Origin of the sequence: Flavobacterium sp., from assembly GCF_027531905.1 — a bacterium.
Classification (GTDB): domain Bacteria; phylum Bacteroidota; class Bacteroidia; order Flavobacteriales; family Flavobacteriaceae; genus Flavobacterium.
The window spans coordinates 1-12,921 of the sequence record NZ_JAPZSU010000011.1; the positions used below are offsets into that span (position 1 = coordinate 1).

14 protein-coding genes are annotated in these 12,921 nt (G+C 35.5%); 11 read left to right on the top strand and 3 right to left on the bottom strand.

Features of this window, described 5'->3' with window-relative positions; genetic code table 11:
• Positions 1-155: 155 nt before the first annotated feature.
• Together O9307_RS03305 and O9307_RS03310 are read right to left on the bottom strand one after the other, a co-directional pair.
• Positions 156-779 (bottom strand): hypothetical protein, encoded by a 624-nt coding sequence (locus O9307_RS03305; RefSeq protein WP_298295306.1) that lies wholly within the window; start codon positions 777-779, stop codon positions 156-158.
• 346 nt (positions 780-1,125) lie between these two features.
• Positions 1,126-1,530: a DUF2141 domain-containing protein gene (locus O9307_RS03310; protein WP_298295308.1), complete on the bottom strand. Its 405-nt coding sequence runs from the start codon at positions 1,528-1,530 to the stop codon at positions 1,126-1,128.
• Between the two features lie 226 nt (positions 1,531-1,756).
• Between O9307_RS03310 and O9307_RS03315 the strand changes: the two genes are divergently transcribed.
• Both O9307_RS03315 and O9307_RS03320 read left to right on the top strand, forming a co-directional pair.
• Entirely contained in the window at positions 1,757-1,999 is a 243-nt protein-coding gene (locus tag O9307_RS03315) for a hypothetical protein (RefSeq protein ID WP_298295310.1), read from the top strand.
• Positions 1,992-2,288, top strand: a complete 297-nt coding sequence (locus O9307_RS03320) for a type II toxin-antitoxin system RelE/ParE family toxin (RefSeq protein ID WP_159686043.1) — start codon at positions 1,992-1,994, stop codon at positions 2,286-2,288. The genes O9307_RS03315 and O9307_RS03320 overlap by 8 nt, the downstream gene beginning before the upstream one ends.
• Before the next feature lie 310 nt (positions 2,289-2,598).
• On the opposite strand, the gene O9307_RS03325 is transcribed toward O9307_RS03320, so the two are convergent.
• Positions 2,599-4,785 carry a TonB-dependent receptor gene (locus O9307_RS03325; protein WP_298295314.1) on the bottom strand — a complete coding sequence of 729 codons (2,187 nt, stop codon included), beginning with the start codon at positions 4,783-4,785 and terminating at the stop codon, positions 2,599-2,601.
• A gap of 450 nt (positions 4,786-5,235) precedes the next feature.
• Between O9307_RS03325 and O9307_RS03330 the strand changes: the two genes are divergently transcribed.
• From O9307_RS03330 to O9307_RS03370, 9 genes are all read left to right on the top strand, one after another.
• Positions 5,236-5,631 carry a hypothetical protein gene (locus O9307_RS03330; RefSeq protein ID WP_298295316.1) on the top strand — a complete coding sequence of 132 codons (396 nt, stop codon included), beginning with the start codon at positions 5,236-5,238 and terminating at the stop codon, positions 5,629-5,631.
• 155 nt (positions 5,632-5,786) lie between these two features.
• Complete coding sequence (locus O9307_RS03335) at positions 5,787-6,326, top strand: hypothetical protein (RefSeq protein WP_064715297.1); 540 nt, start codon at positions 5,787-5,789, stop codon at positions 6,324-6,326.
• 72 nt (positions 6,327-6,398) lie between these two features.
• The gene (locus O9307_RS03340) at positions 6,399-6,818 is read left to right on the top strand and encodes a four helix bundle protein (RefSeq protein ID WP_298295320.1); all 420 of its coding nucleotides are present in this window, start codon (positions 6,399-6,401) and stop codon (positions 6,816-6,818) included.
• A 155-nt stretch (positions 6,819-6,973) separates the two neighbouring features.
• Entirely contained in the window at positions 6,974-8,032 is a 1,059-nt protein-coding gene (locus O9307_RS03345) for a nucleoid-associated protein (RefSeq protein ID WP_298295322.1), read from the top strand.
• 290 nt (positions 8,033-8,322) lie between these two features.
• Positions 8,323-10,695, top strand: coding sequence for a GAF domain-containing protein (locus O9307_RS03350; RefSeq protein WP_298295324.1), 2,373 nt, complete (start codon positions 8,323-8,325; stop codon positions 10,693-10,695).
• 273 nt (positions 10,696-10,968) lie between these two features.
• The gene (locus tag O9307_RS03355) at positions 10,969-11,577 is read left to right on the top strand and encodes a hypothetical protein (RefSeq protein WP_298295326.1); all 609 of its coding nucleotides are present in this window, start codon (positions 10,969-10,971) and stop codon (positions 11,575-11,577) included.
• 161 nt (positions 11,578-11,738) lie between these two features.
• Positions 11,739-12,089 (top strand): hypothetical protein, encoded by a 351-nt coding sequence (locus O9307_RS03360; protein ID WP_298295328.1) that lies wholly within the window; start codon positions 11,739-11,741, stop codon positions 12,087-12,089.
• A gap of 3 nt (positions 12,090-12,092) precedes the next feature.
• Positions 12,093-12,404, top strand: a complete 312-nt coding sequence (locus O9307_RS03365; protein WP_298295330.1) for a hypothetical protein — start codon at positions 12,093-12,095, stop codon at positions 12,402-12,404.
• A gap of 180 nt (positions 12,405-12,584) precedes the next feature.
• Positions 12,585-12,893, top strand: a complete 309-nt coding sequence (locus O9307_RS03370; protein ID WP_298295332.1) for a DUF3784 domain-containing protein — start codon at positions 12,585-12,587, stop codon at positions 12,891-12,893.
• Positions 12,894-12,921 lie beyond the last annotated feature (28 nt).

The window sequence follows — 12,921 nt, forward strand, 5'->3', positions numbered from 1 at the left end:
TTTGGGTTTTGGGTTTTGGGTTTTGGGTTTTGGGTTTTGGGTTTTGGGTTTTGGGTTTTGGGTTTTGGGTTTTGGGTTTTGGGTTTTGGGTTTTGGGTTTTGGGTTTTGGGTTTTGGGTTTTGGGTTTTGGGTTTTCAACCCTTTCAGGTTGAACCTATTTTTTACAATTCTTTTGAGCTTCTTGAGCACGGTCTAACCCCCATTTTGGTGAGAAAGCTGTTTCTGGTTTAAAAGTAGCAAAAAGTCCGATAGCTTTATCAATTTGTGCACACATAGGTGTTGTATCTGTTCCCCAGAACTTAGCTCCACCAATTTCGAACTCAGCTTTACAAAATACCACTCTTGGATTTTCTGGGGCAATGGCCTGTGCTTTACCATAGAGTTCCATTACTTTTCCAGATAACTTTTGTCCGTTGGTCATTGGGTCGTAAGCAATCCAAGCGGTGTGAATCATAGCTTGCATTACTAATAATTCGGGATTGTTTTCGTTTTTGATTAACTCTACATCCAAAGCGTTTTGTGCTTTGGTTAGTAAAGCTGTTACTTCGTCTTTGCCTTTGGTTCTAAAAGCGGTTGTGGTATTCACCAAAGCCACATAATAGTTAGGCAACCAGTTGTTTTTTTCGACTGCTGCAATTCTTTCGAATAAAGCGGCAGCTTCGGTGTTTTTGCCTTCTCCCCACAATTGGAACGCTTTTCCCATTCCTTGTTCATATTGTCCTTGGGCAGCTAATAAACTGCAAATAAATAAAGCGGTGGCGGTTAAAACTTTAATCATAATTTCTATTTTTTTAGTTGTTAATACTTGTTGGTGAAACTATTTTTCTAACCACATAGATACATAGAATTTATAGTTTTTATTAGCATACAGTAGACGTTTTACTATTCACATAGTTCAATCTATTGTTAGAAATACTGCTATTTCTATTCTTTCTTTATTTTATTAGTTTAGATCTATGATTCTATGTGATTATAATTTTATTGTATTTAAATTTCACCCAACGGGTTTTTAATTTCTTTTAATGGTTGTTGTTATTTTGATGATGTAAAAGTATTGCTGATGTGCTACTTTTGAAATTGATTCTGACTGAACTGTCGTTTTTGGAGGATGAATTGTAAACTGATTATACTTTCAATACGATGTGCTTGTTTTGGGTGGCTTGGAACTTAGCGTCTTTGTATTTTGGAGGTCCCATAAACCCTTTGGCATCGTTTGAAGCGGCGTAATCTTCTTTTGGTATTCCCATAAAATTGGCATCTAATTTTCCGTTGCTGTTTTCATCGTGAAAAATACTAATGGCATACTCGCCAGCAGGAAGGTTTTCAAAAGTGGCGGTTGCTTTTTCGTTTTGGATTAAAGCGACATTGCCTTTATAGACTTTTTTTAGAAAATGATTTTCGGAATTGTACAATCCGATGAGGACTTGCCCTTTGTTGTTTTTTAGACCAACGATGTCTACTTTGATAGCGACTTGAGCGGTTGCCATTGCACTTATGGCTAAGAACAGGATAAGAACTGATGTTTTCATAGTTTATTTGTTATTTAAAGGTTGTTACTTTTATTATACTGATGTAAAAGTAGTTTGGACCAATCGAAACTAAAATTGATTGTAACTGAACTGTTGTTTTTAAAGGATGAATTGCAAAAAACAACAACTATTTGTTTCTCTGGTTAAGAATGAGTTACTATTATTAAATTCACCGGAAAACAAATTGTTGCTACTATTTTTGTATTTTTGATAAAATTTAAAAAAAATGTCAACAAGCGAATTGAAATTAAAAATTTTGAAAACGTTGGACCGTTTAGACGAAGCTAACTTGAAGAAGTTTTACGCCCTATTGGTATCAGCAACCGAATCAAAAAAAGACATTTCTGATTGGGATTCTTTATCTCAAAACCAACAAAAAGGTTTGATTGAAGCTATTGAAGAAATGGACCATTCAGAAGGAATGGAACACGAAACTTTATTAAATACGCTTAAAAATAAATATGCTTAAATCCGTTAGGTGGTCTTCATTTGCTTCAAAAGACTTAAGTAATTTATTAGATTATTTAGAAGCTAAATGGAACAAAAAAGTATGTTTGAATTTTATTGAAAAATTAGACCATTCTATCCATCAAATACAAATCAATCCTGCTCAATTTCCATACTTTAATGCATCGTTACAAATTAGAAAATGTGTTATTACCAAACACAATTCTTTGTTTTATAGAGTAACCTCTACTCGTATTGAAATTCTAAGGTTATACGATACCAGACAAAATCCAAATGATTTCAGTTTTTGAGCTGTGTAGAATTAAAACATCTCTTACCTTATTTTTAGACGTATCATCATCTCCAGAAAACCTACAAGGTTAAAAAAAACCTTGCAGTATAAACGATTCTTGTAATACTACCTTTTAAAAACATAACCCTTTCAGCGTTAAGAATGCTGAAAGGGTTATGCTATTTCTACAAGTATTTTGAAAACGATTCTTCCTAACTAGCCCCGGGAGGAGCGGCATCCTTTGCTGACGGGGTTCGGCAACAAAGATATAGCGGATCACGGGACGATGCCTGCTGGAAATGCCCTATGCTTACTGCTCCTAATTAGACTTATAAATTATTCAATTGATTGTCTTTTTTGTTTTCGCTGATGGTCCAAAAGAAACCTACGAAAAAGAAACTATCGGCTGTGGGTATGATGGCTCTGCGGTTGTACACGCCCGCTGAATCTGGAGTATTAGCGTACTCGTAACCAAAGACATTTTGAGTTTGTAAAATATTGGACACGGAGAAATACAGGATTTTTTGTTGTGACACCAAGTACGCCCAATTGAAACTCAAATTATTGAACGCTTTGGTTTTTCCGTTCATAAATTGGGTCTCGTTAGGATTGTTGTACGGACGACCTGTGGCAAACGAATGGGTGAACCCGATTTGTGATTTCCAGTCGGTAATGAAATATTTGGTCACCAAAGACGCTGTATGGTCTGCCACAAAACTTGGAGTGACTTGTTTAGGGAAGTTGCGATAATCGCGCTCCGTATCGATGTAAGAATAGGAAATCCAATATTCTAAATTCTTAATCGAGCTGCCGTCTCTCCAGAACAAATCGAGTCCTTTGGCGTAGCCAGAACCGTTGTTGTTGTACACTGAATTAAACATTGGCGTTGTTGTATTATATTTTACCAAATTGCTGTAGTCTTTGTAATAAGCCTCGGCTCTAAACGTTTGACGGTCGTTGTTGTATTGAAAGTTTAAGAGGTAATGCGAGGCTTTTTCGCTTTCGAATTGGTGCATTTTGGAATATTTGATAAAATCGACACTTGGCGCCTGAGTGAAATCGCCATAAGCAAAAGAAAACTGACAGGTTTTATTCAGTTTGTACGCCAAGGAAACACGAGGAGCAACGGCGGTTTCGTCCAACAAATCGTTGTATGAGGCACGAACCCCTACTTTGGCAGCAAAGTTTTTGGTGAATAAAATGTCGCCTTCGGCAAAAGCTGCTGCTATTGAAGAGTTGTATCCGCTAGTCCCTCCTATGCCTGAATTTGGCGTGAAATCTTCGTTGAAACGAGTAATGAAATAATCCGTTCCGAAAGCTAATTTAACGTGTTGCGAAATGCTTTTACGGAGTTTGATTTTAAGATGTGAGGCGTTTTCGTCATTGTTTAGTTTATCCAAATCCAATCCCAATTTGTTTTTGGAATAGCCATAACTCAATCCCGTTGTTACTTGCCAATTGTTTCCAAAACCACCTTTGTAGGAAGTATTTAAATAAAAGTTATTATTGTTCAAATCGACTCTGACTTTGTTAGGTGAATTGACGCTTTCTTGATTCAAATCGAATTTGGAGGAATCGAAAGCTGCATATAATTTTAGGATTCCGTTATTGAAGTTGTAGCGGTATACCGTTTCGCCAGAAAGGGATTGAAAAGGATTGTTCCATTCGATATTTTGAGGCACCACTTTTTGATACGGCGCCAAATTAATGTAAGCGGCATTGACACTCAAGGAACTTTTTTTCCATTTTTGTGTATTTCCAACGCCCAAACCTACGGTCATTAAGGCGATTTCGGTTTTGTTTTGGTCGGGTTCGTCTTGGGTATTCAATAATAACACACTCGATAAAGCCTCGCCATACTCGGCAGAATAACCTCCAGTAGAAAAAGAGATGCCGCTGAACAAAAACGGAGAAAAGCGTCCGCGAGTAGGCAAATTATTCGTACTAGTGCCATAAGGCTGTGCCACTCGGATACCATCGACAAAAGTTTGCGTTTCATTGGCTTCGCCCCCACGAACGAACAAACGACCGTCCTCACCCACGTTTTGTGTCCCTGGCAACGTTTGTAGCGCTGCAATTATATTTCCAGCAGAACCCGCTGTGGTTACAATATCTAAAGGTTTCAACACCGAAACACGAGCTTTGTCTCCTGATTCTAAAGTTCCAGCTGTAATCACCACCGCATCTAAGGTGTTGACATTCTCTTTGAGGGTTATTGTTTTGTCTTTGTAATTCGCAACATCTATTGAAATGGTAGCTGTTTCGTGTATCAAAGAGCTTATGATTAAGGTCGCATTTCCTTTGACTGTGGTTTCGAATGAGAAAAGTCCTTTCTCATCACTTGTGGCGCCATCATAAGTGCCTTCAATATAAATATTGGCGCTAACGACGGGCTTACCTTTTGGGTCAATAACTTTTCCTGAAATGGTGCTTTGAGCAAAAGTGACACTACTCATCAAAACCAATAGGGTTGCTAAAAAGAATTTGTGTGCGATTTTTTTGATACTTGTTTTCATTATACTGTTTGTTTTTTGATGAAGCAAATATCTTTCGGGATTATGGATTCTCTAAAAAGTTATGACCGAATTGTAGAAAAACGAGGTTGAATTGTAAAATCATTTAAAACAAAGATTTCTTAATCGTTTTCGACAAAAAAAACTCCATTTTATTCAATTACAAGGCACTATTTTTTAAAATTTCAATCACAAATAACACGAAAATAAACAGTAATTTAAAACCGTATTATTTGCTCCATCGTTCAAGTCACGAATTCTTAAGATCAATAAATTAGTGCCATTCCATTTTAAAACTTAAAAAAATTAGTACCAATTCTGCTATTGCTTCGCCTATTCGCTATCGCCCGGGTCGTGGCTAACTTCTTTTGAAAATCGAATGGCCTGAAAAAAGAGCGTTTTAAAACACTAAATTAATTTATACCTTTGAACCAATAACTTTAATCAATAACCATGAAATCTTTAAAATTCTTACCTGTTTTGTTCTTCTTTTTGGTGGTTTCCAATTTGTCAGCACAAACTACTTTTGAAAAATGGCCTGCTATCAAAACCTTCCACGGGGTAATGTCACAAACTTTTCATCCTGCAGAAGAAGGTGATTTGAATCCTATTAAAACACGTTCTGAAGAAATGGTTCAAAAAGCTGATGCGTTGTCAAAAGAAGCTATCCCAGCCGAATTCAAAACACCAGCCATCTTAGCTTCTATCAAAAAATTGCAAGAAGGTGCCAAAGGTTTGGACAAATTGGTAAAAGCCAAAGGTTCAGACGAAACTATACTAAAATCATTGACTGCCTTGCACGATGTATTCCATGAAATCGTAGGTTTGTGTTCTGAAGAGAAACACTAAAACTTCACTATTAATCATAGTAAAAGCTGTCTGTCACGGACAGCTTTTTTTGTTTGTGCAGCTTTCGAAAATAAAATCTTTTCAACAAAATAAGATTGCAAAATGGTTTTCCAAAATTAAGTTTTACCTTTGGCGTTTCAACAAAAACAAAAATTATGGTTTATAAATTTAGAGTTATTCTAGATGCCGAAGAAGACATTTTTAGAGACATAGCAATACGTTCTGACGATACTTTAGAAGATTTACACAACGCTATTTTTAATGCATTTGGCTTTGATGGTATGGAGGTAGCTTCCTTTTATACCTGTGACGAAACTTGGAATCAAGAAGATGAAATTCCTTTGTTTGATACGGGAGATGTTCCTGGCGAACAACGCACCATGAGCGATTATGCTTTATCGGATATCCTTGATGAAGCCAATACCAAAATTATCTATGTATACGATTTCATCAACATGTGGACGTTCTTGGTTGAATTAGCCGCTATAGAAGAACCAGTTGCTGGTGGAACCTATCCAGAAACCTTATTCTCTCACGGTATCATGCCAGCAGAAGCCGGTGAAAAAAACTTTGAAGCCGATATGAATGACGACATCTACGGCGAATTCGAAGACGATCTTGACGAAGACGACCTAGACATGTTTAGTGGTGACGATAGCTTCGAAGACTACGGATTCGAGGAGAATTGGAACTAAGAGGTTAATAGTGGTGCAAAGGTTTAAGATTGTTTAAAGTTTAAGGTTGTTTAAAAGTTATAACTAACTAGTATGGCTACTATAAAAAGATTTGAAGATTTAGAAATTTGGCAAGACGCTAGAAGACTTTCAAAAGAAATCATTTTTATATCTAAAAACACCGATTTAAACAAAGATTTTAAATTTAATGCTCAAATAAAAGACTCATCGGGATCTGTTATGGATAACATTGCTGAAGGATTTGAAAGAAATGGAAACATAGAATTCCGTCAATTTCTGTCAATAGCAAAAGGTTCTGCCGGAGAGACTCGTTCTCAATTGTATAGAGTATTTGACAATGATTATATCAATGAAGAAAAATTAAACTATTTAGTCATTGAATATGAAAAATTGAGTATAAAAATCCATAATTTCATCACATACCTTAACAAAAAAGACTTTAAAGGAACAAAATTCATAGACGAACATTCCCAAAACCACAATAAACTTTAAACTCTTAACCCCTTTAAACTTTAAAAAACTTTAAACTTTTAAACAACCTTAAACTTTAAACAACCTTAAACTTTAAACAATCTTAAACTTTAAACAATTTCAAACTTTAAACAATTTCAAACTTTTAAACAACCTTAAACCTTCATACTTCCTTAATGATCAACTTATTCAACACCCACATCGAAACGCTTTCCATACATCGTGTTGGAAACAAGAGTCGTAATGAAGCGATTTTCTTATCAGAACAACCTTTTAACCTCAACGATGAAATTGTGCCGTTGATTAAAGAATTCTTCTTAAAACCTTTTAGAGAAAAAGAAGAAAATTACTTTCAATTTGCGCACGAAGTAGATTTGGATTACAACGACATGTTCAAATTTGCCACTCAAATTTTTGATAATCCAGGCAGTTTGCACGAAGTTTCAAAACAAATTACACAACACTTGTTCGAGCAATCCAATCATCCGCATATCAAGAATGGCGAGGTGTATGTGGCGCACTTGACGAATGTTTCGATAGACAATAACATAGTAGATGCTATTGGTGTTTTTAAAAGCGAAATCCAATCCGACTTTTTGCAATTTGAGGAAAAAGAAACGCATTTGGAGATGATTCTGCAACACGGCGTGAGCTTGAACAAACTCGACAAAGGTTGTTTAATCTTTAACCACAAAAAAGAAGAAGGTTACAAAATATTGACCGTAGACAGCAATCGTTATGATGCGCGCTATTGGTTGGAGCATTTCTTGTCTGTAGATGCTTTTGAGGATGAAAACTTCATCACCAAAAAGTATTTGAAATTTTGTCAAAACTTTGCCAAAGACGTTGTTTTTCCTGCCGAAGACAAAAAAGAAGAAGTGATGTTTATGAACCGCTCGGTGAATTATTTTGCTAAAAATGACCAATTTGAAGAATCGAATTTCTTAAGCGAAGTCATTGATAATCCTGATTTGATTCCTGAATTCAAAAATTATAAAGTAGACAAAGGAGAAAAATACAGCATCGAAGACGTGACCTCCTTCCCTATTGCCAATGCAGCCGTTTCGGACGCGAGAAAATCCATCAAAAACGTGATTAATCTCGATACACATATCCAAATCAAAATGGATTTTATCAATCCAGAAAGTGCCGAAAAATTTGTAGAAAAAGGCTGGGACGAAGAAAAACAAATGTATTACTACCTTGTATATTTCAACAAAGAAGAGAAAAACTAAAGTTGAAAAAAAACTTTTGTAACCACATAGAATCATCGATTAGTACTTGATAAAGAGAAAGAATAGAAATAGCACTATTTTTCACACATAGAAACACTATGTGAATAGTAAAACGTCTATGCTACTTTTTTATTCTAAAATTTTTCTATGCCTCTATGTGGTAAAATCATTTCTACAGACAGCAAATTATGTCGACATAACTTTATCCTCAATTGCCCTGTGCAGTTGAGGATTTTTTTGCGTCATAGCACACTAAGATTGCGTAAATTTGCATTCTTAAGCCTAAGCAAATGAAAAGCATTACACTCAAAGAAAGTCCTTTCAAAACGCTCATTTCGTTTCATAAACTCATCGAATCTTTAGAAGAAATTGCGCAATCCGATGTGGATTACCGTTCCAACTATGCCAAAGCCTTACTCAAAGAAATCGAAGCTTTTCCTCAATTTAGAGACGGAATCGAGGATTTGAGTCTAATTGAGAACAACGAAGCTTTGGTTCGCAATTTACTTGCCGACTTGTTTCCTACTGCTTTAACCCACAACGAAATCAAAGCGGTGGCCATTCCTTTTCAAAATCTGACCTTCAATTATACTGAACGTTTCAAAAAAATACTTCAGCACCAAGGATTTACTCCCGAATTCTCGATAAGAGATGTAGACGATGACCAATTGTACATCATGAATTGCGCCTTGATTCTGAATGAATGCTACGGTCAAAAAATCAATTTCAACAAACCTTTGTTTTTTGATATCCAAGACCAAAACGGTATCATGAATCATTACCGCATTTTGTACAATGCCGATTTTGTTGAAATCATTCCTACCGAGAAATCCTTGACTTTAACTCCAGAAGAAGTAAATGAACTACTCGATAATTACGACAACATCGACCTTTGGAAAACCAAATTCCCCAAAGAAAGCTGGATTCTAAAAGGATTTTGTATTGTAACTTTGTATGATGCCACGACCGAAAGCGCCATTTCGAATTTAAAAAGTAACCTTTTGAAATCCGAAATCGAAAAACCTGAATATGCCGATAATTTCGAGACCATTTTCCGTTCGGTGTTTCGAATTGCAGAACTCAAAGTTGGGTTTATTTTATACAATAAAGAAGAAAACACCTTTTTCAAACCGCCATATTCTGATGAAACTTTTTCGAGCTACTTACTGTTCAACGAGCAAGAATTGAGTTGTTCCGACTCGCTTTTTGACAGTTGTTTTGAAGAAGCCATCACAGAAAAAAAATCACTCATCATTGCTGATGTAGACCAATACCTACTCACTACAAAAAACAAAGCCTTGTGCGAACATTTGCTTTCGCAAGGCATCAAAAGTGCTGTGTTTTCACCTGTCATCAAAGATGATGTGTTGTTGGGTGTTATAGAACTCGTGGCGTCTAAGGCAAGAGTACTCAACAGCCTCAATGTCGAAAAACTCGATTTGATTCTTCCGTATTTAATCGACACTATAGAACGACACAATACCGATATTTTGCATCAGGTCGAAGCGGTGATTCAACGTGAGTATACCGCCATTCACCCCAGCGTGTACTGGAAATTCAGAAAAGAAGCTTATAAGTTTCTTCAAACCAACAGTTTCAACAAAGAGTACATTTTCAAGGAAATTGTCTTCAAAGAAGTGTTTCCATTGTTCGGTCAAATCGACATCAAAGGCTCCTCAGTGCACCGTAACGAGGTAGTCAAAGAAGACTTGAAAAAGCAATTAAAAACACTCTTGGGCATTTTTTCGAACCAAAAATCCAATCAGCATTTGTTGTTGCTCGAGCAACGCCAATTCGAATTGCAGTCGTTCTACAACGAACTCGACGCGCCGCTCAAAGCCGACTCCGAGCAGCTGATTCAGAATTACATCGAAAACGAAATTCACCCCATTTTGAGAAACACCAAAATGGATTTTGATACCGAAAAAGTAGAAAGCAGCTACTTTGCGAGTTTGGACCCCAAAACGGGATTGTTTTACCACGCCCGCAAAAAGTTCGATAACGCCATGTCGATTATCAACAAAAAACTGGCTGCTGTCCTCGACAAAAAACAAGTCGAAGCGCAGCAAATTTACCCACATTATTACGAGCGCTTCAAAACCGATGGCGTAGAACACAACTTGTACATTGGCACCAGCATTGCGCCCACCCGAAGTTTCGACATGATGTATTTGCACAATTTACGCCTTTGGCAATTGCAAACCCTTTGCGAAATGGAGCTGGAACACCACCAACTCAAAGCCACTTTGCCGTATGAACTCGATGTCACCTCGCTGATTTTGGTCTTTAGCGCCCCGCTTTCCATTCGTTTTCGCATGGACGAAAAACGTTTTGATGTAGACGGCACCTACAATGCCCGTTACGAAGTGGTCAAAAAACGCATTGACAAAGCCAACATCAAAGGCACCCAAGAGCGCATCACCCAAAAAGAAAAAATCACCGTAGTGTACTCGCACAACAACGAAGAGCAAGAATACCTCAAATACATCAAGTACCTACAATTCAAGAACATCCTTGAGCCCACCGTAGAGCAATTCGAGATTGAGGATTTACAAGGCGTTTCGGGTTTGCGCGCCCTACGTGTCAAAGTCAAAAACACCACCGAGAGCGACACTCCCACCAAAACCTATTCTTACCAAGAACTCCTCGACGAAATCAAGTAATTAGATAACATACCTATCCCAATTTAATTCTTTTGGGCATGTGAAAAAGACGGCAGTTTACAGTACACAAAAGGCAGATTAAAAAAGAAAACAGAAGGCTATATTTCAGAAAATTTTTATATTTTTTGAAGGAAAAGGAATATATTTGGGGAAGAAAAAAACTGACCAGAGGTGAACATATCTCTCTTTGTAGGCACTAATAATTCTGATTTTGTTAGACCTAAATACAAGTTACCAGTTATTTTAAACAGCTAATATCTAAAATAGAACCTTATGAAGAAAATCACAACTTTTATCTTTTTGATGGTAATGATTAGTTGCAATAAAAATCAAAGTTACACGGATAACGAACAAATACGAAAAAAAGAAACTAGAATAATTATACAAACCTTAATAAACAGCACTGCCGAAACTACTTTACCAATATGCACAAGCTTAAAAAAGCTTACTATTAAAACCGATTTAAAGGAGCAAAATAAAATTAAAGATTCTGTATCGATAATTAAACTTGCTCCCATAGGAAATATCCTTTCTCAAAATAATGAAATTTTTATAGAAAAGCTTCTTGTTGTCAAGTCTGTTTTCAATCAAAAGGATTCTTTAAATTTTGTTTCGCAAAATTTTTGTTTGTCCAACTTATATATTCCAAAAAGTATATCTAAAAGTGCTAAAACAATTTCTTTAGAGGAACTGAAAAGCCAAAAAATAAATGCTCAATATATGATAATTTCCATACCCATATTCTCGAGTGACAATAAGAAAGCTTACGTGGAAATTGATTACTATTCTAAAAATCGTAATTTTGGAATGTCATTTTTCTTACAAAAAATTGGAGAAAAGTGGAAAGTAGTTTATAGTCGTGGTAATTGGAGTGCATGCTAAAAAACAACTGGTAACAGCTACAACAGATTTGTATATTTGGCTTAATCGAATAATGTTTTTATGTTTGGCAATTTAGTAATAACCGAAAAATAAATCTTAAGTTAGAACCCAAATTTGCTGTAATATCTGAACGTTAGGCAATGTTACTAAAAACGAATTATATGAAAAAAACATTAATTCTCTTATTTTTAGGTTTTATTAGTTGTAATTCAACCAAAATAATTTCAAATTCAGAAAAAGAAGATATAATATCTGAATTGAATTACATATTCAATATTGACCAAAAATATGCAGGAGGTCCTTTTGATTACCTATTTAAAAAATATGAGAAAAAGGAAGCTTGGAAAATTTTTGAAACGATGAGAGATAGTGTTGGTCTTGAGAATCAAAAAAAAATCAAAAAAATGTATTCAAAATATGGTTATTTGGGATATGATAAAATTGGTAAAGAGTACTCACGAAAATTTTGGATTACAATCCAACACGCAGACAATGATATCAAGTTCCAATAGGAAATGCTTAAAGAATTGGCAAAAGAAATCGATAAAAATAACGCAGAAAAATCTAATTATGCAATGCTCGAAGACAGAATTGCAATTAACCTAAATCAAAAGCAGAGATTTGGTTCGCAGGCTACTTACAACAAAGCAGGACAAGCAATTCCAAAAAACGGATTAATTGACTCATTAAATGTTGACAATTTGAGAATTAACTATAATTTACCACCTTTTAAAGAATATTATAATTCGTTGACAACTAATCATTTTGAAATGAATAAAGATTATTATTTTAAACAAGGAATAAAAGAACCAAAACTATATCAATAAAGACATTGACTACAGTAGCCACAAGGAATTTGGGTATTAGGCTTAATGGAAAAACCCGCTCCCCAAAGTCAAACTAATTCGTCACTCCCGCTCTACGAATGTCTCCGACTTCGCAGCATTGTAGTTTCAGATTATTTTGAGTACTTTAACTTAACAAAATAGCAACCTAACTAGTAAAAAATGATTGGAATAGCGATACTTTTTATAATTTTCGGCATCTTAATTAAATACGGAAAAATGTATTTTTTAATTGCGGGCTATAACACTATATCAAAAGAAGAAAAAGAAAAGATTGACATCAAAGGAATTGCCACTTTATTCAGAAATGTGCTGTTTGGAATGGCTTTAACAATTATAGTTGGGTATTTCATTGCAAAAAACTTTGAAAATTCAAATATTGAAAACATTGCGTTTTTTGCGGCAATTTTAGTGGGTGTACCTTATTTATTGATTGCCTCAAATTCAAAAAAGTACAAAATTCGTTCCTAAAGACAAACTATTTCGGTACTCTCGCTCT

What these genes read in the sequence shown, in the direction of transcription:
- O9307_RS03305 (WP_298295306.1), bottom strand. Translation starts at nt 779, where the DNA reads ATGATTAAAGTTTTAACCGCCACCGCTTTATTTATTTGCAGTTTATTA.
- O9307_RS03310 (WP_298295308.1), bottom strand. Translation starts at nt 1,530, where the DNA reads ATGAAAACATCAGTTCTTATCCTGTTCTTAGCCATAAGTGCAATGGCA.
- O9307_RS03315 (WP_298295310.1), top strand. Translation starts at nt 1,757, where the DNA reads ATGTCAACAAGCGAATTGAAATTAAAAATTTTGAAAACGTTGGACCGT.
- O9307_RS03320 (WP_159686043.1), top strand. Translation starts at nt 1,992, where the DNA reads ATGCTTAAATCCGTTAGGTGGTCTTCATTTGCTTCAAAAGACTTAAGT.
- O9307_RS03325 (WP_298295314.1), bottom strand. Translation starts at nt 4,785, where the DNA reads ATGAAAACAAGTATCAAAAAAATCGCACACAAATTCTTTTTAGCAACC.
- O9307_RS03330 (WP_298295316.1), top strand. Translation starts at nt 5,236, where the DNA reads ATGAAATCTTTAAAATTCTTACCTGTTTTGTTCTTCTTTTTGGTGGTT.
- O9307_RS03335 (WP_064715297.1), top strand. Translation starts at nt 5,787, where the DNA reads ATGGTTTATAAATTTAGAGTTATTCTAGATGCCGAAGAAGACATTTTT.
- O9307_RS03340 (WP_298295320.1), top strand. Translation starts at nt 6,399, where the DNA reads ATGGCTACTATAAAAAGATTTGAAGATTTAGAAATTTGGCAAGACGCT.
- O9307_RS03345 (WP_298295322.1), top strand. Translation starts at nt 6,974, where the DNA reads ATGATCAACTTATTCAACACCCACATCGAAACGCTTTCCATACATCGT.
- O9307_RS03350 (WP_298295324.1), top strand. Translation starts at nt 8,323, where the DNA reads ATGAAAAGCATTACACTCAAAGAAAGTCCTTTCAAAACGCTCATTTCG.
- O9307_RS03355 (WP_298295326.1), top strand. Translation starts at nt 10,969, where the DNA reads ATGAAGAAAATCACAACTTTTATCTTTTTGATGGTAATGATTAGTTGC.
- O9307_RS03360 (WP_298295328.1), top strand. Translation starts at nt 11,739, where the DNA reads ATGAAAAAAACATTAATTCTCTTATTTTTAGGTTTTATTAGTTGTAAT.
- O9307_RS03365 (WP_298295330.1), top strand. Translation starts at nt 12,093, where the DNA reads ATGCTTAAAGAATTGGCAAAAGAAATCGATAAAAATAACGCAGAAAAA.
- O9307_RS03370 (WP_298295332.1), top strand. Translation starts at nt 12,585, where the DNA reads ATGATTGGAATAGCGATACTTTTTATAATTTTCGGCATCTTAATTAAA.